Annotated in this window: 18 protein-coding genes and 1 pseudogene; 11 read left to right on the top strand and 8 right to left on the bottom strand. The window is 54.7% G+C overall.

Going from position 1 to position 25,010, the window contains the following annotated elements:
• The first annotated feature begins 266 nt into the window (after window positions 1–266).
• The 5 genes from secD (at window position 267) to CGL_RS08255 (ending at window position 8,368) form a co-directional block, all read left to right on the top strand.
• A complete protein-coding gene (gene secD / locus CGL_RS08275; RefSeq protein WP_011265778.1) occupies window positions 267–2,180 on the top strand; it encodes a protein translocase subunit SecD in 1,914 nt (637 codons plus the stop codon).
• Window positions 2,181–2,182: 2 nt separating this feature from the next.
• Window positions 2,183–3,394: a protein translocase subunit SecF gene (gene secF / locus CGL_RS08270; RefSeq protein ID WP_011014516.1), complete on the top strand. Its 1,212-nt coding sequence runs from the start codon at window positions 2,183–2,185 to the stop codon at window positions 3,392–3,394.
• Between the two features lie 501 nt (window positions 3,395–3,895).
• Window positions 3,896–5,497, top strand: coding sequence for an ABC transporter substrate-binding protein (locus CGL_RS08265; RefSeq protein ID WP_011014515.1), 1,602 nt, complete (start codon window positions 3,896–3,898; stop codon window positions 5,495–5,497).
• A gap of 3 nt (window positions 5,498–5,500) precedes the next feature.
• Window positions 5,501–6,058, top strand: coding sequence for an adenine phosphoribosyltransferase (locus tag CGL_RS08260; RefSeq protein ID WP_011014514.1), 558 nt, complete (start codon window positions 5,501–5,503; stop codon window positions 6,056–6,058).
• A 27-nt stretch (window positions 6,059–6,085) separates the two neighbouring features.
• Window positions 6,086–8,368 carry a RelA/SpoT family protein gene (locus CGL_RS08255; RefSeq protein WP_003855910.1) on the top strand — a complete coding sequence of 761 codons (2,283 nt, stop codon included), beginning with the start codon at window positions 6,086–6,088 and terminating at the stop codon, window positions 8,366–8,368.
• Window positions 8,369–8,449: 81 nt separating this feature from the next.
• Here CGL_RS08255 and CGL_RS08250 read toward each other — a convergent pair whose 3' ends face one another.
• The 3 genes from CGL_RS08250 to CGL_RS08240 all read right to left on the bottom strand — a co-directional run bounded on the left by CGL_RS08250 (window position 8,450) and on the right by CGL_RS08240 (window position 10,886).
• Window positions 8,450–8,725 (bottom strand): hypothetical protein, encoded by a 276-nt coding sequence (locus CGL_RS08250; protein ID WP_011014513.1) that lies wholly within the window; start codon window positions 8,723–8,725, stop codon window positions 8,450–8,452.
• 200 nt (window positions 8,726–8,925) lie between these two features.
• Window positions 8,926–9,483, bottom strand: a complete 558-nt coding sequence (locus CGL_RS08245; RefSeq protein WP_011014512.1) for a putative Ig domain-containing protein — start codon at window positions 9,481–9,483, stop codon at window positions 8,926–8,928.
• A gap of 560 nt (window positions 9,484–10,043) precedes the next feature.
• The gene (locus CGL_RS08240; RefSeq protein ID WP_011014511.1) at window positions 10,044–10,886 is read right to left on the bottom strand and encodes a peptidylprolyl isomerase; all 843 of its coding nucleotides are present in this window, start codon (window positions 10,884–10,886) and stop codon (window positions 10,044–10,046) included.
• A 130-nt stretch (window positions 10,887–11,016) separates the two neighbouring features.
• Here CGL_RS08240 and CGL_RS08235 point away from each other — a divergent pair, with 130 nt between their 5' ends.
• The 3 genes from CGL_RS08235 (at window position 11,017) to CGL_RS08225 (ending at window position 14,750) form a co-directional block, all read left to right on the top strand.
• Complete coding sequence (locus CGL_RS08235) at window positions 11,017–11,658, top strand: MBL fold metallo-hydrolase (protein WP_011014510.1); 642 nt, start codon at window positions 11,017–11,019, stop codon at window positions 11,656–11,658.
• 45 nt (window positions 11,659–11,703) lie between these two features.
• Window positions 11,704–12,993, top strand: coding sequence for a histidine--tRNA ligase (gene hisS / locus CGL_RS08230; RefSeq protein ID WP_011014509.1), 1,290 nt, complete (start codon window positions 11,704–11,706; stop codon window positions 12,991–12,993).
• A 68-nt stretch (window positions 12,994–13,061) separates the two neighbouring features.
• Window positions 13,062–14,750, top strand: a complete 1,689-nt coding sequence (locus CGL_RS08225; RefSeq protein ID WP_020948593.1) for a glycerol-3-phosphate dehydrogenase/oxidase — start codon at window positions 13,062–13,064, stop codon at window positions 14,748–14,750.
• Here the strand turns inward: CGL_RS08225 and CGL_RS08220 are convergent.
• From CGL_RS08220 to CGL_RS08200, 5 genes and pseudogenes are all read right to left on the bottom strand, one after another.
• A complete protein-coding gene (locus CGL_RS08220) occupies window positions 14,747–16,096 on the bottom strand; it encodes an L-serine ammonia-lyase (protein WP_011014507.1) in 1,350 nt (449 codons plus the stop codon). The genes CGL_RS08225 and CGL_RS08220 overlap by 4 nt on opposite strands.
• 361 nt (window positions 16,097–16,457) lie before the next feature.
• Window positions 16,458–17,137: pseudogene (locus CGL_RS08215) on the bottom strand (FMN reductase).
• Between the two features lie 26 nt (window positions 17,138–17,163).
• Window positions 17,164–18,279, bottom strand: a complete 1,116-nt coding sequence (locus CGL_RS08210) for a CE1758 family FMN-dependent luciferase-like monooxygenase (protein ID WP_011014504.1) — start codon at window positions 18,277–18,279, stop codon at window positions 17,164–17,166.
• A 91-nt stretch (window positions 18,280–18,370) separates the two neighbouring features.
• Entirely contained in the window at window positions 18,371–19,087 is a 717-nt protein-coding gene (locus CGL_RS08205) for a hypothetical protein (RefSeq protein ID WP_011014503.1), read from the bottom strand.
• Entirely contained in the window at window positions 19,071–19,667 is a 597-nt protein-coding gene (locus tag CGL_RS08200) for a TetR/AcrR family transcriptional regulator (RefSeq protein WP_011014502.1), read from the bottom strand. Before CGL_RS08200 ends, CGL_RS08205 begins: the two co-directional genes overlap by 17 nt.
• Before the next feature lie 93 nt (window positions 19,668–19,760).
• Here CGL_RS08200 and CGL_RS08195 point away from each other — a divergent pair, with 93 nt between their 5' ends.
• Genes CGL_RS08195 through CGL_RS08185 form a run of 3 tightly spaced genes read left to right on the top strand, consistent with a single transcriptional unit; the run spans window position 19,761 to window position 24,979 of the window.
• Window positions 19,761–20,411, top strand: coding sequence for a hypothetical protein (locus CGL_RS08195; RefSeq protein WP_003855924.1), 651 nt, complete (start codon window positions 19,761–19,763; stop codon window positions 20,409–20,411).
• A complete protein-coding gene (locus tag CGL_RS08190) occupies window positions 20,411–22,270 on the top strand; it encodes a YhgE/Pip domain-containing protein (RefSeq protein WP_011014501.1) in 1,860 nt (619 codons plus the stop codon). The genes CGL_RS08195 and CGL_RS08190 overlap by 1 nt, the downstream gene beginning before the upstream one ends.
• A 30-nt stretch (window positions 22,271–22,300) precedes the next feature.
• Entirely contained in the window at window positions 22,301–24,979 is a 2,679-nt protein-coding gene (locus tag CGL_RS08185) for a DEAD/DEAH box helicase (protein ID WP_011014500.1), read from the top strand.
• Window positions 24,980–25,010 lie beyond the last annotated feature (31 nt).

Here is a 25,010-nt window from a genome sequence, read left to right as displayed (position 1 = left end):
CTTTTGCTCATTACTTTCTGTGGGCAAGGGTGCTGTTTATATATCTACTCATATTGGTAGCCAGACTCACAGGGGTATGGGAAGGCAAAACTACGCAGATGGCGTAGCATGTTTTGGGTTAAACACTATCCCGAAGGCACCGTTACTTTGCCTTTCTCGCTCGTGTCGCACTCACCCACGCCACCTGGCGTGGGTGAGTGGCGCATGGAGTGGGTGGGCGTCGACAAGCGTGGTTGTCTGGTTGATTGGAATTGAAGGAGACTTTCTTGGCTCGGCAAAAAAAGAGTGCCGCTAGCGCCTGGGAACGATGGCCAAAACGCGCAATAGCGTTGTTTGTGCTCATCGTCGTTGGTGTTTATGCGTTGGTGCTGTTGACAGGCGATCGTTCTGCCACACCAAAATTGGGTATTGATCTGCAAGGCGGAACCCGAGTGACCCTCGTGCCGCAGGGGCAGGATCCAACTCAGGACCAGCTGAATCAGGCACGCACCATTCTGGAAAACCGTGTGAACGGCATGGGCGTTTCAGGTGCAAGCGTGGTCGCTGACGGTAACACGCTGGTGATCACTGTTCCCGGGGAAAATACCGCACAGGCGCAATCCCTAGGACAGACCTCCCAGCTGCTGTTCCGTCCCGTTGGTCAGGCAGGAATGCCCGATATGACCACGTTGATGCCAGAGCTGGAAGAGATGGCCAACAGGTGGGTTGAATACGGCGTCATCACCGAAGAGCAGGCAAATGCCTCCTTGGAGGAAATGAACACCGCTGTTGCATCGACCACTGCGGTGGAAGGCGAAGAAGCAACTGAGCCAGAACCCGTCACCGTGTCGGCGACCCCTATGGATGAGCCAGCCAACTCCATTGAGGCAACACAGCGACGCCAGGAAATCACGGACATGCTGCGCACCGACCGCCAGTCCACCGATCCCACTGTCCAGATCGCTGCAAGTTCTTTGATGCAGTGCACCACTGATGAGATGGATCCTTTGGCCGGCACCGATGATCCACGCCTGCCATTGGTGGCATGTGATCCAGCTGTAGGTGGCGTGTATGTACTTGATCCTGCACCTTTGCTCAACGGCGAAACCGATGAGGAAAATGGTGCGCGCCTAACCGGTAATGAGATCGATACCAACCGTCCCATCACCGGTGGATTCAACGCCCAGTCCGGCCAGATGGAAATCAGCTTTGCCTTCAAATCCGGCGATGGGGAAGAAGGCTCTGCAACTTGGTCCTCTCTGACCAGCCAGTACCTGCAGCAGCAGATCGCCATCACCCTGGACTCTCAGGTGATTTCTGCACCCGTGATTCAGTCAGCAACCCCTGTGGGTTCTGCAACATCCATCACCGGTGACTTCACTCAAACTGAAGCCCAAGATCTGGCGAACAACCTGCGCTACGGTGCATTGCCCCTGAGCTTCGCAGGTGAAAACGGCGAGCGCGGCGGAACTACCACCACCGTTCCGCCATCACTAGGCGCAGCATCCTTGAAGGCCGGACTGATCGCAGGCATCGTCGGCATCGCGCTGGTCGCCATCTTCGTGTTCGCCTACTACCGCGTCTTCGGATTCGTTTCCCTGTTCACCCTGTTTGCCGCAGGCGTGTTGGTCTACGGCCTTCTGGTACTGCTGGGACGCTGGATCGGATATTCCCTAGACCTTGCTGGTATCGCCGGTTTGATCATCGGTATCGGTACCACCGCCGACTCCTTCGTGGTGTTCTATGAGCGCATCAAGGATGAGATCCGTGAAGGAAGATCCTTTAGATCTGCAGTACCTCGTGCATGGGAAAGCGCCAAGCGCACCATCGTCACAGGCAACATGGTCACTTTGCTCGGCGCTATCGTGATTTACTTGCTCGCGGTCGGCGAAGTCAAGGGCTTTGCCTTCACCCTGGGTCTGACCACCGTATTCGATCTCGTTGTCACCTTCCTGATCACGGCACCACTGGTTATCCTGGCATCACGCAACCCATTCTTTGCCAAGTCATCGGTCAACGGCATGGGACGAGTGATGAAGCTCGTTGAAGAACGCCGCGCCAACGGTGAATTGGATGAGCCTGAGTACCTGAAAAAGATCCATGCCAAGAATGCGGCAGCTGATAAGGCTTCCACTGACAATTCTTCCACTGACAATTCTGAAGCACCTGGCACCGATACGAACCAAGAGGAGGAGAAGTAGCCATGACTGATTCCCAGACTGAATCACTGTCAACTCAGAGCGTAAAACCAGCCAAAAAACGCAGTTGGTTCAACAGCCTCTACACCGGTGACGGCGGCATTGACTTCATCGCCAAAACCAAACTGTGGTACTGGATCACCGGCATTTTGCTGGTTATCTCGATCCTGTTCATCGCCATCCGTGGCTTCTCCCTGAGCATCGATTTCCAGGGCGGTACCAAGATGAGCATGCCAGCATCGGATTACTCCACCGAACAGGTGGAGGAAACCTTTACTGAAGCCACCGGCATTACTCCGGAAATCGTGCAGATCGTCGGTTCCGGCGACGCCCGCACCCTGGAGATCTACTCCGAGCGACTCAGCGATGAGGATGTAGAAAAAGCCCGCCTGGCGATCTACGAGGAATACCAACCCCTAAACTCTGAGGGCCAGCCAAGCCCAGATGCCATCGGTAATTCCACGGTGTCGGAATCATGGGGTTCCACCATCACCCAACGCATGGTGTTGGCTCTGATTGCCTTCCTGGTTATTGCAGCGATCTACATTGCTTTCCGCCTCGAGCGTGAAATGGCCATCGCCGCCATGGCAGCATTGGTTGTTGACGGCATCGTCATCGCCGGCATCTACGCCGTCATCGGCCTCGAAGTATCCCCAGCAACCGTCATCGGTCTGCTCACCGTGCTGACCTTCTCCATCTACGACACCGTCGTGGTCTTTGACAAGGTCAGAGAAAACACCGAAGGCTTCGAAGGCAGCCGCAGACGAACCTACGCCGAACAAGCCAACCTGGCGGTCAACCAGACCTTCATGCGTTCGATCTCCACGACAATCATCTCTGCACTTCCGATCATCGCTTTGATGGTTGTCGCCGTCTGGATGATGGGTGTTGGCACCCTCAAAGACCTCGCACTGATCCAGCTGATCGGCGTCATCGAAGGCACCTTCTCCTCCGTCTTCCTGGCAACCCCACTGCTGGTCAGCCTGAAAAACCGCCTGAGCAAAACCAAAGCGCACACCGCTTCCGTTATGAAGTTGCGCGACGGCCAAAGCACGCTTATCGACGCCACCCCACACACCAACGCCGACGCCTCCGCGCACGGCACCGAAAGCGACACTGACGGTGTGACCCCCGAAGCACCTGCAAAACGTACAGTAAGCAAACCCATTGTGGATGATCACCGATCAAGCGGAACCTGGCGACCAGGCAGAAGCTAAACCAATTGGAGAACGAAGAAAAATCCCGCAGACTCGCGTTCTGCGGGATTTTTTTTGTGCGTCTATGACTCACGATGTTCCCAAACGACGACTTCACGTGGTCGACTTCAGTCGGATTTGCCGTTTTTATCCAGTGAAGTCGGCTCATGAGAAGTTGAGCACGCGAAGTCGTAGGTTGAGGTCTCGTAATCTGCGGTGTCGTAGGTTGAGATGTCGCCGCCTTAAGTTCGATTTCTCACCTTCGATACCTCACGCTCAATTTCTTATGTTCGAGACCGCTAGGAAAAGCACCAAAAACCGACTGAAATTGAGTTTGGGAAATTGAGCGCAAGGTATTGAGCCCGAGAAATTGAACATGTGATCTCGAACTTAAGTAACGGGGGGAGACATTCGGCTACGGGACGTCGTTATATAGGTATTGCCAGATTTGGTTGTCGCCGGGGCAAAAACCGTATAATTACAGTCCTATTACGATTCGGGGAAAGGCTGGGTACTTCACACATGTTGTTTCGGAAGTCACGCAGCGCGGTAATCATGTTGGTTGCAGCGTTAGTGATGACAAGCTGTGGTGATGGGGAACCGGAACCAACCAGCCACCAAACAAGCCTTTTCGGCTACGCAGTTAACTCTTCGCTGGCTACAACCAACGCGGCGTCGCTGTTGGGAGTGGCTAATGATGCTGGTCTTTTGGCTGCCAGAGTGTATCCGGGTGTGTATGTTCAGGGTCCTTCTGGGCAGATGATTCCCAACACTGATCTTGCTTCCACGCAGGTATTGCCGGGTATTAACCGCCAGGTGATTTACACTATCAATGAAGATGCCACCTACTCAGATGGTCAGCCTGTGGTGTGTGATGATTTTCTGCTCTCTGCGACAGCTGGGCAGATGCCGGAACTGTTCCAGTCCCATGTGCCATTGACCTCGCAGATTGAGCGAGTGGACTGTGTATCTGGTTCTAAAGTAGCCACCGTGGTGTTCAAGGAAGACCTCGGTGAGCGTTGGCGTTATCTTTTTGAGCAGGGCGATTTGTTGCCAGCCCATGCCGTTGCTTCCAAAGCAGGTATGACCTTGGAGGAGCTTAATCAGGCGTTGAAGGATAAGGATCCTGAAGCGTTGACTGAACCTGCTCGTGTGTGGAGCGAAGGTTTCCAGCTGTCCCAGTTTGATCCAGAGCTGCAGACGGCTTTTGGCCCGTACAAGGTGGATTCTGTGGGTGAATTCGGCGAAGTCAAGCTGGTACGCAATGAGTTTTACAGTGGCGACCAGGCGGTTGAAGCAGAAATCACGATGTGGCCTAAAGGCTCGGATCTCAGCGCCATTGCGGATAATGGAAACCTTCAGATCGCAGATGTTGTGGCGTGGGAGAGCGAGCCGTGGGTAAATCGCGATGACCCATTGAATCCTTATGACATTAAGGAAGAGGTCGGTGTTTTGACTGAGCAGCTCACCTTGGCCAGTGCCGGTGTGTTTTACGCTGCGGAGGCCCGGCAGGCGTTTGCGGCCTGCGTTGACCAGGAAGCGGTGGCTGCGGCGTCGTCAAGCATCTCTGGAATCGATGTGCCTGCCGTAGGTGTGCACTCGGTGCGTCACCAAAATCCGGTCGTGCACCAAATCGGTGATCTGCCAGCACAGCACATGGCGGTGGATATTAATGCCGCATCAGCGTTGGCGGGTCAATCCATCCGCATTGGCTACGACGGACCCGATGAGCGCAAGGCTGCAATGGTGGAGGCGATTCGCCAAAGTTGTGAGCCTGCCGGTATCACCGTTATCGATGCGTCGCAGGAGGCTGTTAGTCTTAATGATCTCAGTCGAACCGAAGTCAGTGAATGGGGCTATGAGCAGTACTTCGAAGGGACACTTGACGCTGTTCTGCGTACAGTGGATCCACATCGGGAGTATGAAAATGCCAATACCATTGGAACTGATGCGGAGTCGACGAGGCGCACTGAAGAACAATTGTGGGCTGAAGTCCCATCAATTCCACTAGCAGCGCAACCCCGAGTGTTTGTGATAGATCGCACAGTCGGTAACGTTGTTGTTAATACAGACCTAGCCGGTATCGGATGGAACATGGACCGTTGGTCCAGAAGTGAGGAATAAGTAGTGAGCGAACAAGCTCTAAGCACCTTCGACAGGGCACGTGAGGCCCTGGACAAGAAAACCCGATATGTGCAGGATTTCCCAGAAAAGGGTGTGCTTTTTGAAGACCTCACCCCGGTGTTGGGCGATGCAGAATCATTTGTGGCCGTGGTGGACGCCATGGCTGAAGCTGCAGAAAAACTGAATGCAGAAATCATCGGTGGCTTGGATGCGCGAGGATTCCTCCTCGGATCTGCTGTCGCTTACAAACTCGGCCTAGGTGTGCTGGCTATCCGCAAGAAGGGAAAGCTCCCCCCACCTGTGGTGACCCAGGAGTATGAACTTGAATACGGCACTGCAGCACTCGAGCTGCCCAGTGAAGGAATCGACATTGCTGGTAAAAACATCGTTTTGATCGACGATGTGCTGGCAACCGGCGGCACCTTGGGCGCTGCACGTAAACTAATTGAATCGTGTGACGGACATGTTTCCGGATATGTTCTTGCCATTGAGGTCCCAGGCCTCGGCGGTAGGGATAATCTTGGTGATAGGCCCGTCATTGTGGTCAGAGATCCTCAGTAGAAGGATCGAAAGAAAGGCGGCAGGAAAATGAGTCTGGAGCGCAACACACAAAAATCTTCCATGGGTGTGCGAAGCATGTCAGCCAGGCTTGCCCGCAGCCTCACAGGAAACCGCGTTCGCACCAACCCTGTGCTGGATCCGCTGCTGAGCATCCACCGGCAATTTCACCCACGCGCCGACGTACAAGTGTTGGAACGTGCATATGACACCGCGGAACGTCTTCATGATGGTGTGATTCGAAAATCGGGCGATCCGTATATTACCCACCCGTTGGCTGTCGCCACCATCGCCGCGGAAATCGGCATGGACACCACCACGCTCGTCGCAGCCTTGTTGCATGACACGGTGGAAGACACCGACTACTCTTTGGACGATCTCACCCGAGATTTCGGAGAAGAAGTTGCCAGGCTTGTCGACGGTGTCACCAAGCTCGACAAAGTCGCACTAGGTGCTGCCGCGGAGGCCGAAACGATTCGCAAAATGATCGTCGCCATGAGCCAGGACCCCCGCGTGCTGGTGATTAAAGTGGCCGACCGTTTGCACAATATGCGCACCATGCGGTTCCTGCCGCCGGAAAAGCAAGCTAAAAAAGCACGCCAAACCCTTGAAGTGATTGCTCCTTTGGCACACCGCCTGGGCATGGCCAGCGTGAAATGGGAATTGGAAGATCTATCCTTTGCCATTTTGTACCCCAAGAAGTACGAAGAGATCGTGCGTCTTGTTGCCGACCGCGCGCCCTCTAGAGACCGGTACCTCAAAGAAATTATTGATCAAGTCACCGGTGGCTTGCGCGAAAACAACATCGCGGCAGAAGTGCTTGGTCGACCAAAGCACTACTGGTCTATCTATCAAAAGATGATCGTTCGCGGTCGTGATTTTGACGATATTTTTGATCTTGTTGGCATCCGCATCCTGGTAGACAACGTGAACAACTGTTACGCCGCCATCGGTGTCGTGCACTCCCTGTTCAATGCTCTGCCTGGCCGATTCAAAGACTATATTTCAGCCCCGCGCTTCGGTGTCTACCAATCCCTGCACACCACCGTGATGGGACCTGGCGGTAAGCCTCTGGAAGTTCAGGCACGTACCCACGACATGCACTACAACGCCGAATTCGGCATTGCAGCGCACTGGCGATACAAAGAAACCAAAGGCAGCCACAGTGGCGAGCAAGCCGAAGTGGATCAAATGGCGTGGATGCGCCAACTTCTGGACTGGCAAAAAGAAGCAGCCGACCCCAACGAGTTCCTGGACAGCCTGCGCTACGATCTGACTTCCAAGCAGATCTTCGTGTTCACACCCAAAGGTGATGTGGTCAACCTGCCGGTGAACTCCACCCCGGTGGACTTCGCCTACGCGGTGCACACCGAAGTGGGGCACCGCTGCATCGGCGCCAAAATCAACGGCAAACTGGTCGCTTTGGAAACGAAACTCAAATCCGGCGATCGTGTTGAAGTCTTTACCTCCAAGGACCAAAACGCTGGCCCAAGTAGGGGATGGCAAGAATTTGTTGTCTCACCTCGTGCAAAGGCCAAGATTCGCCAGTGGTTTGCCAAGGAACGACGCGAAGAATACCTAGAAGCCGGACGCGATGCGCTGGCAGCAGTTATTCAGCGTGGCGGCCTGCCAATGCACCGCTTGTTCACCGCGTCCTCCATGAAGACGGTGGCAACAGAGCTGCACTACCCAGATGTAGATGCGCTCTACACAGCCATCGGCTCCGGTTCTGTATCTGCGCAACACGTAGTCAACCGTCTCATGGCTATCTTTGGTGACGAAGAAGATGCCGAAGACGCATTGGTTGCACGCACCCCATTCAGCGAGCTGGTCAACTCCCGTGCCACCACGGAAAGCAGCACCGGCATCCTGGTCGAAGGCAGCCCAGATGTCATGGCTAAGCTCGCTAAATGCTGTATGCCAGTGCCAGGAGATGAAATCTTTGGATTCGTCACCCGTGGTGGCGGTGTCTCCGTACACCGAACAGACTGCACGAATGTGGAAAAGCTCAAAGAAGAGCCAGAACGCATTGTCTCCGTCTCCTGGGCTTCGGAAGGTCAAGGTTCAGTATTCTCTGCCACACTGCAGCTTGAAGCACTTGATCGCGCAGGCCTGCTCTTTGAGCTCACCCGCGTAATCAACGAACAAAAGGTCTCCGTTACCGCAATGAACTCCCATTGCTCAGAAGACCGCGTAGCCACCGTGCGCTTCACCTTTGCGGTCTCTGACACCAAGCAGTTGGGATCCCTGATGACACAGCTGCGCAATGCCGAAGGAGTGTTTGATGTCTACCGAGTGACCTCGGGTGGCTAGAGGCCTTTAGATTGTGAAAAAGCCTTGGGCTTCAACCACCGTGTGGTTGAAGCCCAAGGCTTTGGTGATTAACGCTGAAATTTACTGCAATGAACGCTGGAAAGCAGTAGCGAAGGTCAAACCAGCGCTGAGGACGCCAACGATGCCAGTAATAACGACGACGTAATCCAAAATGGTGTCAGAGTCAATGTCAGAAGATCCGTTGGAGCTACCCGTTTCTTCTTCTACGGTGTCAGCCACGTACACAACCTGTGCTGGTGCGACTTCTTCAGCCTGTGCAGGAACGGAGATGGAGGTTGCTGCCATTGCAGCAGCTGTGCCGAGTGCGACGAGGGGAGTACGAGAAAATAGCTTCATTGCTAAACCCCTTAGGTTTAAATATTCGAATACGAAAGTTACTTTATGTGCACTTTCACCATTGTGCAACTATATGTGCAGGTCAAAGCTGATATTTTGCTAAGAAAAGTGCAAAGCGATTCGAGCTGAGCGCAGCCCATATCGTCAAAAAATCCTTTGTGAATGGTGATTCACAAAGGATTAGTCGCGTAAGGCGGAAATTACTTCAGGAAGGAATCCAGCTTGGTACTGAAGGTTAAAATGGTGGTTAGTGCACCGATGACTGCTGTGATGATCTTGATCCAGTTTTCGATGTTGTCAGTGTCGGAAGAACCGCTGGAAGGCTCTTCGCTGGAAGGCTCTTCGTTGAAATCAAAGTTAACGTAAACTTCTGCTTCAACGCCTGCTTCGTTCTTGGCAATGATCTTTGCGGAACCAGTGAATTCCTTCTTTGGAGTACCGGTGATCTTTCCGGTGTTGTCGATAAGGAGACCAGAAGGAAGGTTGTCTGAGGTGAAGGATTCTGCTTCGCCTGCGACGACCTTAACAGTGACCGGGGTGATCGCCTTGCCAGGGACGCCGGTGATGGTGCCAGGCTGCTCAAGCTTCAGGGGAGTAGAAGCCCCTGGCGCCTCAGGGGTATTATCTTCAGCGGTCTTAAGAGCACTTACAGCTGCGTTGGAGTCCTCATCAGCGAATGCAGGAGCGGTTACGCCGGAGAGAGTGATAGCTGCAGCGGTACCAAGTGCAACCAGTGAGGTGCGGGAGAAAAGCTTCATTTCCTGGATCCTTCATTTCAGAGAGGTTGAATTTCTCTGATCACCTTAACCGGGGCTTTATAGTCGTGCAAGCCTTTTGTGATGAAAACTCAAGCAAGATGTTATTTAAGTGATTTTTGTGACTAATGTGACTAGTTTTCGACTTCTTGGGACTATTCCTTGCAGGCGCCTGTAAATTACATGCCAGTCCTTTACCCCTATTTGGGGTGGCAGGCTCCTTTTTAAAAGTATCTAACCATTTACTACCTATTGCCTGCGCAAATGGAGCGTCATACGACACCAATTCTCAATTTTCACTGAGAAACCTGAGAGTGTTTAGGGGTAAAAACGGATGAAAACAAAGATAAAAGTCCGGTTAACATGGATTTAACAGGATGTAAACGATTGGGGATCTGGCCTGGAAATGCCCAGTGAACTGCCCTGCGATGCATCCAGAAGAGGCATCCAGTAAAAGCAATCTGTGATCCAGCAGCAGAAATAGTAGTCAAAGACAGCAAAAACACCGTGCCTCTTGGCAGCTGGCCAAGAAACACGGTGTTGAAAGAAGAGGGGCTTAGAACTTACGCAACAGCTGCGGATTCAATGCGAACCTCTTGCGCTGGTGCTCCGTCGCCGGTTCCACCTTCAGTGCCAACTTCTGCGATGGCGTCGAGGGTTGCAAGGCCTTCTTCGGTGATCTGGCCGAAGTAGGTGTAGTTCGGTGCCAGTGGGGAATCCTCGTAGTTGAGGAAGAACTGGGAGCCGTTGGTGTCAGCGCCAGCGTTGGCCATGGCGATGGTGCCGCGCTCGTAGATGACTGGGGTGGTTAGGTCAGTTGCTTCGTCGGTTGGGTATTCGTTGGCGAAGCTGAACCCTGGGCCGCCTGCGCCGGTGCTGCTTGGATCGCCGCACTGGAGAACGTAAATGCCAGAGGTGGTGATGCGGTGGCAGACAGTATCGTTGTAGTAGCCCTCGGAAGCCATGTGCTCAACAGCGTTGACGGTACAAGGGGATACGGAGCGATCAAGTTCCATGCCGATGTTGCCCTGGGCGGTGGTCAGGTTGACGGTCACGGTGCCGGTTGCTGGCACGTTTTCAGTAGCAGGCTTGGAGACATCCTTGGAAGCCTCGCCAGCATCTGGGTACTCACAGGTCACGGAGTCGCCGAGCGCGGTGGTGCGGGTCAGCGCCAGTGGCTGGTAGTCAGGGGTCTCTGCGGTGGTGGATGTTTCATCAGCGGTGATGACTTCGTCTTCGGTGCTGCGGGTAGCTGCGTACCAGATACCGCCAACGACAACCAGGATGACAGCCAGGGAAGCAAAGACCACGGTTAGTGGCTTGGTCTTTTCTTTGCGGTCCCGGCTTTTGATTTCTTTCTCCAGCTGGGAAAGCGCCTGTTGGCGTCGTTCCTTATTAGTACTCACAGAGTTTGATCCCTTGCTACTTGATTTTGAGAATGTCCAACGTCAAAAAAATTCTTTTCTATCCTAACCGTATCTTCACACCTTGAGGGAATGATGGGGGAGCGCCGCTTACGCACTACACTGTTTATTCATGGAGATCCTCGGATTCGCGGCTGGTCCGTATAAAACAAATTGCTATGTGGTGCGCGGGGAGAATGAGGTCGCGATCATTGATCCTGGCATGCATGCCCACGATGATTTGGTGGAATACATCACCACGAATAATTTGAGCGTGGACAAGATTGTGCTCACCCACGGACACATTGATCACACCCGTGATGCTGGTGTTGTGGCAAAGCGTTTCAATGCGCCGGTCTATATCCATCCTGATGATGCGTTTTTCCTTGAGGTCTACAAGGGATCTGGAACAAAGACGGCCATGCTTTTCGACGCCGACAACATGGTGTCCCCTGATCCTGAGTCACTGCGTGATCTGGTTGATGGTGAGACAATCACTTTGGCTGGCGAAGAATTCACGTTGAAGCATGCACCAGGGCATTCACCTGGTTGTACGCTGATCGTCGGCAAGGAATACTGCTTTAGCGGTGATGTGTTGTTCAAGGGCTCTATTGGTCGCACTGATTTTGAGTGGTCTGATGCAGATGCCATGAATGAGTCACTACGCACGGCAGTGCTCCCACTTGATGATGCATTGCAGATTCTTCCTGGGCATGGCCCAACCACCACCATGCGTGCAGAACGCACTGGTAACCCTTTCTTGCTGGCACTGTAGGGCTAAGTTCCGTACTACTTCTTCGAATAGGTATCGTTAATAATCGTGAGTCAAAACAAGTCCAAGTCTGAAAAGCTTCAGTCATTTGCTGCACCCAAGGGTGTTCCTGATTACGCCCCACCAAAATCTGCAGCGTTTTTAGCAGTCCGTGATGCCTTTGTTAATCAAGCACATAAGGCCGGGTTTGAGCATATTGAGCTGCCGATCTTTGAAGACACCGGCTTGTTTGCGCGTGGTGTTGGTGAGTCCACTGACGTAGTGAGCAAGGAAATGTACACCTTCGCTGATCGTGGCGAGCGCTCTGTCACGCTGCGCCCAGAAGGCACTGCAGGCGTGATGCGTGCAGTTATTGAACACAGCCTGGACCGTGGACAGCTTCCCGTAAAGCTGAACTACGCCGGACCATTCTTCCGTTATGAGCGTCCTCAGGCAGGGCGTTACCGTCAGCTTCAGCAAGTAGGCGTAGAGGCAATTGGTGTGGATGATCCAGCGCTTGATGCGGAGATCATTGCGCTTGCTGATCGTTCTTACCGCAGCTTGGGGCTGCAGGATTTCCGTCTGGAGCTCACCAGCTTGGGTGATCGTCACTGCCGTCCCGAGTATCGTCAGAAGCTGCAGGATTTCTTGTTTGCACTTCCTTTGGATGAGGAAACCCGCAAGCGCGCAGAGATCAACCCACTTCGGGTGTTGGATGATAAGCGTCCTGAAGTCCAAGAGATGACTGCGGATGCACCATTGATGCTGGATCACCTTGATGCAGAGTGCCGTGAGCACTTTGAAACAGTGACTGGTTTGCTCGATGACATGGGTGTTCCATATGTGATTAACCCACGCATGGTTCGTGGTTTGGATTACTACACCAAGACTTGTTTTGAGTTCGTTCACGATGGCCTGGGCGCACAGTCTGGCATTGGTGGCGGCGGACGCTACGACGGTCTGATGGCACAGCTTGGCGGACAGGATCTGTCTGGCATCGGCTATGGCCTGGGTGTGGATCGCACCATGTTGGCTCTGGAAGCTGAAGGTGTGACTGTTGGTGCTGAGCGTCGCGTTGATGTGTACGGCGTTCCACTGGGCAAGGATGCTAAGAAGGCTCTTGCTGGAATCGTGAACACGCTGCGCGCTGCGGGTATTTCCACCGATATGTCTTACGGCGACCGTGGCCTGAAGGGTGCCATGAAGGGCGCTGACCGCTCCAACGCGTTGTACACCTTGGTGCTGGGCGAGCAGGAGCTGGAGAACAACACCATCGCGGTGAAGGATATGCGTGCGCATGAGCAGCACGATGTCGCATTGGACGAGGTTGTGGCCTTTTTGCAGGGGAAACTTATTTAAATAATTCATAAGTAAAAAACCGTCAATTCACGATGTGGGTTGGCGGTTTTCCTATTAGGCTCACTTTTATGACGAGCGCACACTTTGAATCCCGCCGGATTGGCCCTCCGCTTCGCGATAATTATGACGTCATTGTGATTGGCGGTGGTATCTCAGGTGTACAGATTGCGCGACATGCTCAAGGCCGCGGTTTACGCACTGTGATGTTTGAGGCCAGAGATTATTCTTCTGGAACATCATCGACAACCTCCAAGATGATTCATGGTGGTTTGCGCTATTTGGAGCAGTACGATTTCGGCGTGGTCCAGGAAGCCGTGAAGGAACGCCGGTACCTAGGTATCGCCGCTCCGCATTTGGTGGCTCCACGCAGTTTCATGCTCACGGCGTTTGATTGGTCAGAGCCGAAAGCCCCTATGTTGGGTGCTGGTGTGGCGTTGTATGAAACGATGGCGTGGCAGCGTAACCAGGGGCAATCGAAGGAAAACCACTCGCCGCGTTTCCGGTGGATTCCTAAAAATGCACTGCTCAAGGAAGTCCCGTGGCTTGACCCGGAGGGCTTGAAGGGAGCGTGGCGCCACGATGATACGTTGAATCTCCATGCAGAACGACTCCTCCTCGCGGTGATTAAAGCTTTTGCGGCAGATGGCGGAACGGCGATCAACCACGCCAAAGTCACTCGCATTCTCCGGAACGTGGAAGAAGGCCGCGTCAAGGGTGTAGAAGTGACTGATCAGGTCACCAACACCACGCATGAGGTGAATGCCCCTGTGGTGATCAACGCTGCGGGTCCGTGGGTTGCGCAGGCGTTGGGTGATTTGGCGGAGGTAACCAAGTTGAAGGTGCGCCAATCCAAGGGAGTGCATTTGCTCACTGGTGATTTGGGCAGCCAGAGTGGCGTGTTTGTGCGTGGCAAAAACGGCAAGCATGTGATCGTGAATCCGTGGATGGGGCGCACCCTTATTGGTCCAACCGACACCATGATTGACGGTGACGCTGATGATGCGGCTGCAGATGAAAGCGATATCGATTTGCTGCTTGAGACCATCGATTCGGTACGCGCTACACCGCTTGATCGCAAAGAGATCATCTCCACGCTGGTGGGTGTGCGCCCGCTTGTTGATGACGGCACCGACACCTACACGTCCTCTCGCCGTTTCGATATTTCCGATCACGCCAACGTCGGCATTGATGGTTTGGTGTCTGTCTCTGGCGGCAAGTGGACCACTTCGCGCGTGATGGGGTACAAGGTGATTGAGCATGTGGTGGAGCACCAAGCTGCGGTGTTACCTCCGCTGCGCCACTTTGACTCCAGGCAGATGCCGTTGAGTACTTCTTTTGGCGCGTATGAGTCCGTGGCTGATTCCTTTGAGTCAGCGCTTCGCAGCCACCCCGAGCTGGATGTGGATGATGAAATCCGCGTGCATCTGGCCAGACTGTATGGAACTGAGCATGAAAAAGTGCTGGATCTCGTCGCAAAGCAACCCGACCTGGGGCGCCGACTTGACCCAGACAACCTTGATATCGCGGCGCAGGCCGTTTTTGCTGTCGCCGAGGAGGCGGCCGTCGACCTGGCGGACGTGCTGGATCGTCGCATCGTGCTCGGCACGCTGGGTTATGTGCAACCGGCTGCCGTGCGTGCGACGGCCGAAGCAATGGCGCAGGTCACCGGGTGGTCAGCTGAGCTTATCGACGCCCAGTGCCAGTCCTACCTCGCCAAGCAAGACAAAATCCAAGCCGTGTTAAAGCCGTACCGCTAACACTCCGTCATCGACACCGGGAAGCCCAAGGTGGTTGCCAAACCACCAAGGGACGTTTCCTTATATTTGGTCAGCATGTCCCGGCCGGTGGCAGCCATCGTGACCACCACATCATCCAAACTCACGCGATTGTTGCCATCACCAATCCGGGCAAGCCTTGCCGCATTGATGGACTTCATGGCAGCAATAGCGTTGCGTTCAATACACGGAATCTGCACTAACCCGCCCACCGGATCGCACGTCAATCCCAAATTGTGCTCCAACGCAATCTCCGCGGCGTTTTCCACCTGTTGCGGAGAACCACCTAAGACTGCACACAACCCGGCAGCCGCCATCGCGGACGCTGAACCAACCTCACCCTGACACCCCACCTCCGCGCCAGAGATCGAGGCATTTTCCTTAATGATGATGCCCACCGCACCCGCGGTATACAAAAACGTCCGCGCCTGCTCCGCCCCAAAACCTGTCAAAAAATCCCGCGCATAGTGCATCACCGCCGGAATAATCCCCGCAGCACCATTAGTCGGAGCAGTAACCACACGACCACCAGCGGCGTTTTCTTCATTCACCGCCAAGGCGTACAGATTCACCCACTCCACAGCATCAAGATCAGCACCCAGCTCACACGTATCCCCGTTGCTAATCAGCGCGTGTACCTGCGGCGCCCGACGTTGCACATTCAACCCACCCGGTAAAATCCCCGGCGTTGCGATGCCTTGTGCCACGCACTCCTGCATAATCTGCCACACTCGATCCAAATGGGCATCCACTGTGCCAAGATCCCCGTGGATTAAGCGCTCATTATCCTTCATGACCTCCGCAAAATCGCGACCATATGCGAGTAATTGGGAACTCTTCTGAAAAGGACAAGGCACCTCTGCCTCTGGATGAATGGTTGACACACCTGATCCGATATCGTCCAGCTTCCGGAAATCCTCCAACGTCATAATGAACCCACCACCCACCGACAAATAAGTCCTTGTGGTTGATCCTTTAAAGGTAACGGCATTGGGGTGTTCTGGAAGAGGATGAGGATCAAACGTCAGGGAATACGACACCGTTCCCTTTGGCCCGTTCACAGAACCTTTCGCAGGAATCGGCGCGCCGGGTGAGGGTGCAGCATCAATGGGAACTATCGTTGGTTCCCATCCCACCAGACCCAGTAATACCGCCCGGTCAGTGCAGTGGCCTTTACCGGTGGCGGCAAGGGATCCGTGCAACGTGATATCGACATGCGAGCTGGGAAATTCAGAGATATACGTGAGGGCGGCTCTCATGGGGCCGACGGTATGTGAGGATGATGGTCCGATACCGATGCTAAATAGATCAACAACACTGATAGCCATGGCTGAGGGTGGGCCTTTTCTATGGTGGTGTACAAGGTGATCTGCTTGATTGTAGTTGTTTTTGGTCCATCGCCTCCGTAAGAGTCTGAAGTTGCACGAATCCACCACAGATCACGAAATTTCAGCAATCTGTGGTGGATTTTCTCGGTAAAAGGCTCTGTACCTGCAATTTTCGGACCGATTCCAAAGGGCGATGGCCGGTTTGTGGTGGATCCTTGCCCTGGAAGCTTTCAGGATTCACACTTGTCCCACTTGTCCCAAAACTATGACCCTCTAAAACGCCGTTTAAGCGCTTTACAGGGTCTGGGTCATGTCTTGGGGCCTCCAAATGCTTCAATGCCTTAAACGGAGATCCGCGAATTTAGCCGTTTCCGTCGTGTCCTTTGAGAAGATCGGCAAAGCTGCTGAAGTTCTCTCCCGGGGTCACGCCAGTGGTGCGACGGAAGGAAAGGTCAGCGTCTTGGTTCGCGGTTGCGCCCCCAAGGCCTTGCACACTGGAGTAATCCTGCAACATGAGTGTCGCTAATTCGCCAGCTGCGCGGTTCACGCGACGTTCAATGTCTGCGCCAGCTTCAGTGCCGAAATCTTCCGTGGCTGCGAACACGCCGGTGGGTACGACAACTGCTCGCAAGTAGGTAAACAGTGGTCGGATGGCGTGGTCGAGAACCAATGAGTGGCGTGCCGTTCCAGCAGATGCCGCAATGATGGTGGGCAGACCCACAATGGTCTTGGGGTCCAGGACATCAAAGAACATCTTGAAGATGCCGGAGTAGCTCGCGGTAAATACTGGGGTAACAGCGATCAGGCCATCGGATTCAGCAAGGCGCTGTTTTGCAGCGTCAAGTGCTGGGGAGCTCATGCCGGCGCTTGTGAATGAGGTAGCGAGATCAAAGATCAGGTCTCGGATTTCAATTACTTCAATATCCAGGATTCGCCACGAGCAGAAACAGCGGTTTGGACTGCCTTGGTGAGTTGATCCGCCACGGAGCGAGTGGTGGACGGGTTAGAAAGGCCTGCGGTAACAACAGTGAGCTTTCGCATAATGTGTCTCCTTAGTTTCAGAAAAACTACTCAGTTGGCTGACCAGGGTTGATCTGGAAGTGAGGGCTGTTTCGGTTGGCCTTCAGGCTCTGGTGGGTTGGTGGGTTGGAGGGAACGTGGTCTGGGCGACGCTCCTCCATGCGGCGGCGTACCTCTGGGACGACATCGTGGCCGAGGCGTTCGATCTGATCAAGGACCATTTCTAGTGGCAGGCCGGCGTGGTCGATGAGGAAGAGCTGGCGCTGGTAATCGCCTACCCAGTCGGCGAATTCCATGGTGCGTTCGATAACTTGCTCAGCGGTACCGACGGTTAGTGGGGTCAGGCGGGAGAAATCTTCAAGTGATGGTCCGTGTCCGTAGACAGGGGCGTTGTCGAAGTAGGGGCGGAAGGTCTTCTTTGCTTCTTCTTCAGAATCGCCGATGAAGACTTGGCCACCGAGTCCCACGATGGCCTGGTCTGCTTGGCCGTGTCCGTAGTGTTCGAAACGCTGGCGGTAGAGGTTGACCATTTGGGCGGTGTGCTCTTTGTTCCAGAAGATGTTGTTGTGGAAGAAGCCGTCGCCATAGAAGGCTGCTTGCTCTGCGATTTCGGTGGAGCGGATGGAGCCGTGCCAGACGAATGGTGCAACGCCGTCTAATGGTGCTGGGGTAGAGGTGTATCCCTGCAACGGTGTGCGGAATTTGCCCTGCCAGTTGACTACGTCTTCGCGCCAGAGGCGGCGCAGGAGGTGGTAGTTTTCAATCGCTAGTGGGATGCCTTGGTGGATGTCTTTGCCAAACCATGGGTAAACGGGTCCGGTGTTGCCACGGCCCATCATAAGGTCAACACGGCCGCCGGAGAGGTGCTGGAGGAAGGTGTAATCTTCGGCGATTTTTACCGGGTCGTTGGTGGTGATCAGCGTGGTAGAGGTAGAGAGCAGGAGCTTCTCGGTTTTCGCTGCAATATAGGCTAAGTGTGTGGTTGGGGAGGAGGGTACAAATGGTGGGTTGTGGTGCTCGCCGGTGGCAAAGACATCGAGGCCTACTTCTTCAGCCTTGAGTGCGATTTGGGTCATCGCGTGGATGCGTTCGCCTTCGGTGGGGGCTTTGCCGGTGGTGGGGTCTACGGTGACGTCGCCAATGGTGAAGATGCCGAATTGCATGGTAATGTGTCCTTCCAACTAAGTTTGTTGATATGTCACCAAACTAGCAGTTTTTAATGGATGCGTCAACAAAAATTCTAAATAGGTATGACTAATAGATTTTGAGCATGTCCATCAGTGTTCGCATGTCTCGACCAGTGACAACACGCAGGGGCTTTTGGTGGGGTTTACCGTGCTCGGTCAGGATGACGGACCAGGGGAGTTTAGGGCCGGTCATGATGTCGATAATTTCTTGAGCAGTTGAGGTGCGGGGCAAGAAAACTGCAGTGTCAGAGGATTCTGCATAATCCAGAACCTCTTTGATAGAACGTGCATCCAGCTGGGCATTGTCATGTAAATCGGAGGCAACCCAGCGAGCGATTGTGTTGGTAGTTAGCAGTGCCACGTATTCCGTTCCCTTATATATGGGGAATTGGGAGATCTCCGTGGTGTGCACAACTTCTAAGGCCCTACTCACTGGATCTTCAAGTGAGTAGGAGCGGACCTTTTGCTCCGGGAGGACGTTTAACGCAATTGGAGGATTGAGAAGGAGGGAGCGAATCTTCTCAATGGTGTCCACGGTGTCGGGGCGGGGATCGGCAATCGGGCGTAGATCGTTGTATTGGCCGTGGCTAATTGCGTTGCGCAGCTCCGCAAAAGCATCAAGGGTTTCTGCTTGTTCTTTGGAAATCAGATGCTGTTTCTCGGCGATACGTACCATCCATCTGAAACTGTCGGAGCGTTTAGCGCGGAGCTGGGTTCGAAGGTGCGCTTCGATGTCATTGAAGGCGGCTAAAAAGGAAACTGCTAGATCAGGACTTTCCGTCATGTTCTCCGATGTTAGCCATCATGCCGTGTTTAAGACCGGACAAATAAAGGCCAAGCAGTGCTTTGTGGGAGTTTTCTGAAATTGTCGCCAGCGCGGTGATAGGTGGGCGGGAAATGGTGATCAAACCGACGATGTAGGTGCCCGGCGCGATGTCGTGGTGTACGAGTCCGTGCTGCTTGGCTAGGTTGATGAGTGTTGTGGTGTTTTTCTCTGTGGTGCGACGCAGGGCGGAGACCTCGTCGGGGAGGTCGTCTAAGGATTCTGGGGCAAGTGCTGGGACGAGGGAGCCTAGGCCGCGGTCGAAAAGTAGTTGGTTGAAGGAGGTCCACACGCCTTCTGGGTCGGTGGGGAAGGTGCTGATGGCTTGGAGTTGGAGGGAGATCACCACGTTGAAAAGGTATTGGGCGCATGCCATGTCCAGTGTGAAGCGATCGGGGAAGTTTCGGTATAAAGTTGCAACACCCACTCCTGCCTGTTCTGCAATGTTTTCCATGGTGAGCGAATCGTGATGGTGTGTGCGGTAGAGATTGCAGGTTGTGGTTATGATGTGTTCGCGGCGTTTTAGTGCGTCTGCTCTCATGTTGTTGTCCTCTAGTTGACAGCGGGGGTGGTGGTGGTCCTAAAATAGCCTACGATAACTGATAGTGTTTCCTCCACTTACGGAAGAAGATACATGAATACCCCTCTTTTGAGAAGCTCTGGGCTCTCCATCCGCGACACACCCTTCGCCGATGTTGAGATAGCTCCAGACAGCGGACTCACTTTGCTGAGCACCGGGCGCGAATCCCAATCCAGTTCCTTTTCTTTGGTACTTTCCGGCCGCATGCGCGCCTCCACCGGAACCATCGAATTAAACGGCGAACCCATCAAGGCAACCAAGCTGGCCAAGCATGTGGCTTTGGCGGGCATCCCTGAAATCGATTCACTCGAGCGACTTGTCACTGTGCGCACCGTTGTCCGTGAACAACTCGCTTGGTCAAGCCCTTGGTACCTGATGGTGCCCAGGGATATTAGTGATTCGGGACGGTGGGTTGACGTCGAAAAGCATCTTGGCCTGAACCTGAACCCTAAAACCTTAATCGGCGACCTCAGCGTGCTCGAGCGTTTTAAGCTGCGCATCGCGCTGGCGCTGCTGGCGCGGCCAGAGGCGCAACTGTTGGTCGTGGATGATCCCGATCAAGTGCGCAGCATGGAATTGCGTGCGGAGGTGTTGCACGCATTGAAAGGCGTTGCAGAGGATCTCCCTGTGGTCGTGGTATCCACCAACCCAGATTTTGATTCCTTGGCCGATACCGCTTTGACCATTACGGGGGCTGGAAACTAATGGCATTTTTACACTTTGGCTCAGAACTGAAACGATTTGGCCGCGGAAAACTCCCACCATTGGGGTTTGTTGTGGTCATGTTGCTGCCGTTGCTTTTCGGCGGCGTCTTTGTTTCTGCCTACTATGACCCCATCGGTGGCTTGTCCAAGCTTCCCGTGGCCGTGGTCAATCAGGACGAAGGTGAACTCGATGCCGGCGCCCAGGTGGTGGAGAACCTCCTGGAGCAAGACGACATCAAATTCATTGAAGTCAGCGCCGAGGAAGCCCGCGAGGGAATCAACGACGGCACCTACTACTTCGGCATTGAAATTCCGAAGAACTTCAGCGATTCTATTGCCAGCGTGACCAGCGATTCACCCGCGCCAGCAACCGTCAACGCGGTATTCAACAACAGCAACGGCTTCATTGCCTCCATGCTGGGCAACCAGGTGGTCAACACTGTTGTGGAGACCATGGACACGGAATTCGGCGTCCGCATTGTGGATAACATGCTCGTCGGTTTCTCCACCTTGGGCGACGGCATGAACCAAGCCGCCGAAGGTGCCACTACGCTCAGCGATGGCGTCGGTTCCGCCAACGACGGTGCAGTTCAGCTTGCCGACGGCGCGGTCACCCTGCGCGACGGCATCGCAAGTGCCAATGAGGGTGCGCAATCGCTTGCCGACGGCGCCAGCCAGCTCGACACCGGCCTCGGCTCCGCGGCTACAGGCAGCCAAACGCTCGCCGACGGTCTATCCAGCCTGTCTGCGGGCACCGCCCAACTAGGCCAAGGCGCAACCCAGGTTTCAGATGGCGTGGGCCAACTTGTCGACCAAGTAGCACCACTGACCGCCTATGTTCCAGACATCAACTCTCAGTTGATCACCCTGCGCGACGGCGCAGCCACCATTGCCTCTGAACTATCTGATCCCTCCAGCACCTACCGCTCCGGCGTGGACTCCGCTGTGAGCGCATCCCAGCAACTAGCAGCCGGCCTGCAAACCCTGAAAGACGGATCCAGCCAACTCAGCATCGGTGCACGCACCCTCGCTGATGGCACCAGCCAATTGGCCGCAGGTTCCGAACAGCTAGTTGTTGGCGCACAAGCACTGCGCGACGGCACCGTCCAGCTTGATGAAGGCTCCAGCGAACTCGCCCTCAAACTCACCGACGGCGCAAGCCAAGTACCAACCTTCGCTGACGGCGCAGACACCACCATCGCAACCCCAGTTGAAACAGAACAAGCAGGAGACACCACACCGCTCTTCGGTATTGGTCTCGCACCATTCTTCATGGCTGTCGGCCTGTTCATGGGAGCAACCGTTGCCTGGATGATCCTGCACCCAATCAGTCGCCGCGCACTCGACTCCCGCATGGGAGGCTTCCGAGGCACCCTGGCAAGCTACCTTCCATCAACAGTCTTAGGCCTTGGCCAAGCAACCATCATGTGGGCAGTACTGTACTTCCTGCTCGACCTCAATCCAGCTCACCCAGCTGGACTGTGGATGGCGATGGTCGCCATCTCATGGGTATTCATCTCCATTACCCATATGTTCAACAACGTGGCAGGACCCTCCGCAGGCCGTGTGCTGTCCATCGTGATGATGTCCTTCCAGCTAGTCTCCTCCGGTGGCCTATACCCACCAGAAACCCAGCCAGCATTCTTCCACTGGTTCCACACCTACGACCCGATCACCTACGCAGTCAACCTCGTGCGCCAAATGATCTTCAACGAAACCCCATCCAACGACCCACGCTTCATACAAGCAATCTGGGTACTGCTCTTCATCTGGGCACTGATGCTCGCCATCTCCACCCTGGCGAATAGAACAAACAAGGTTCTTCGCATGAAGGACTACCACCCAGAACTGAAGGTCTAAAAGCTTTTCCCGCCCGGTTCAATAGCGTTAATGGCAGAATCAAACGCTATGGACCGGGCACAAATCTCTGCACTGCTAGATAGAGCACAGCACACAATCAACCTTGCCGAACAAGCAAACAACGTGCTCCGACTGTTGAAAACACCCGGAACGGCCACAGTAGGGGACAACGGGACACTCGGCACCGATACCTATCTGATCCCATCCCGCAACATCACCTGGCCTGACAACCTGTATGTCAACGTCTTTCTAGACGGCATGAATGCAGAAGCCACCCTTACCGATTACGTCGCATCAGTCGCTTCGATCCCACGCCTATGCCAGATCATCAACGAGGGCCAAGGCGGCATGTTCCGCAGACTATTCAACCCCACCAAGGTCCAAGCCGGCGACCAAGCTGTCTTCGACCTCATGGTCAAACTCGACGAGATTTCATCTACCACCCACGAAGTCTCCCGCATGCTCGAGGGCGTCCACGCTGCCCGCACCCGCCAACAACAAGGCGTTGCACTTTTCCCAGGTATTCATGGAGTGGGAGAGCGCTACATCGAACGCGCACAACAGGTACTCGCCTCAGCCCTCGGTATCGCTGGATTCGGTGCCGAACCCTGGGACGGACATACCCTTGCCCAAGCGCGCCGGGTAGTCCAACGCTACGCCCAAGATCCTAACTCCGAATACCGGCTGAAAAGCGAAGCCGAGAAACACCTCACATCCATCAACGAGCTCCGCGTACAGATACTCCTCGAACAACTCCCCGTTGATGCCCTACGCATGGCTACCGACCACCGCCTGCGCTTTGGATCCCTCGATTCCATCCACGTCGCAACCGTCGCCGACGTCCTAAAAACACACACCTCCATCCTCACCACCGTGCAAGGTATCGGCGCCCAAACCGCGGGGCGGATGAAAGCCGCAGCAGAAACACTCAAACAAGAAGCACTACGCCGCCAAAACACCTCCATCGGCGACGAACCTACCCAACCCGCCATGCGTCTAATCAACGTGCTGGCCCGCTTCGACCAAACCGAAACCATCACGCCCGAAGAACGCGCCCGCCGCACCCGCGTCATCGACTACGTAGAACACATACCCCCAAGCCTCGACCCCTACATCGTCATCAACCCAGCAACGCCTGAGTTCAACAACTTCACCGACGACCTCCGCTGGATCGACGCAAACCCCAACCTCTTCCACCCACAAACAATCACCACCCCACCCGCCGACATCTGGGACGACTACATCTCCCGTCCCGCTCACTACCAAGGCCTGCTAGCCACGCTGCTCGGCCGCGACATCGAAGGCGCAGACGAACTCCTCGACGCCACCACCCTCCAAAAAATCAGAGACCTCACCCTCGACAAAACTCATCTCACCGACCTCCACCTCCGCGGATACCAATCATTCGGCGCCCGCTTCGCCATCATCCAAAAGAAAACCCTCCTCGGCGACGACATGGGACTCGGCAAAACAGTCCAAGCCCTCTCCGCAGCTGCACACCTTGCCGCCACCGAAAAAGACTTCCGCACCCTCGTCGTCGTACCCGCATCCGTCATTGTTAACTGGACCCGCGAATGCAAACGCTTCCTCAACCTCCCCGTATTCATCGCCCACGGAGACAACAAACAAGACGCCATCAACGCCTGGTCTAACACCAACGGAATCGCAATCTGCACCTACGACGGCGTCCGCACCATGGACATCCCCGCGCCGGGTCTGGTCATTGCCGATGAAGCCCACCTGATCAAAAACCCCTCCACCAAACGCACCCAAGCACTGCGCAAACTTATCGACGCCGCCCCATACACCCTTCTGATGACCGGCACACCACTAGAAAACAAAGTGGAAGAGTTTGTAAATCTCGTGCGCTACATCCAACCGGAGCTGATCACCCGTGGCATGTCCAAAATGCAGGCCGAGAATTTCCGCGAGCGCATCGCACCAGCCTATCTGCGCAGAAATCAAGCTGATGTGCTTGACGAACTCCCAGAGCGCACCGACTCCATCGACTGGATCGACCTCACCCCAGAAGACCGCAGCGCCTACGACGACCAAGTCCGCCAAGGCAGCTGGATGGGCATGCGCCGCTCCGCCATGCTCTCACCAACACCACGCCTAACTTCCGCAAAAATGCAACGCATCCTAGAACTCTTCGAAGAAGCAGAAGAACACGGCCGCAAAGCCCTCATCTTCACCTACTTCCTCGACGTCCTCGACGAACTGGAAAAGCATCTAGGCGAGCGCGTCATCGGCCGCATTTCCGGCGACGTGCCAGCCACCAAGCGCCAATTGCTTGTCGACGCCCTGTCCCACTCCAAACCCGGATCCGCCCTCATTGCCCAAATCACCGCCGGGGGAGTAGGCCTAAACATCCAATCCGCGAGCCTATGCATTATTTGTGAACCTCAAGTAAAGCCAACCATCGAACAGCAGGCCGTCGCCCGAGTCCACCGCATGGGCCAAACCGCCACCGTCCAAGTCCACCGACTCATCGGCGACGAAACCGCAGACGAACGCATGCTAGAAATCCTGGCAGGCAAAACTCACGTCTTCGACGTCTACGCCCGGCTATCTGAAACCGCAGAGATTCCAGATGCTGTGGATATCACTGAATCACAGCTGGCAGCACGGGTTATTGATGAGGAGCGTGCACGGTTAGGGCTTACTGAATCCACTGGCCCTAAAGATGAAGAAACGGCCTTAAGCTAGTTGCCTAAGGCCGGAATTAATCGGTGTGGGG

Source organism: Corynebacterium glutamicum ATCC 13032, assembly GCF_000011325.1.
In the GTDB taxonomy this organism is placed as follows: Bacteria; Actinomycetota; Actinomycetes; order Mycobacteriales; family Mycobacteriaceae; genus Corynebacterium; species Corynebacterium glutamicum.
Note: the sequence above shows the minus strand (reverse complement) of the source record. Positions and strands in the feature narration are given on the sequence as shown.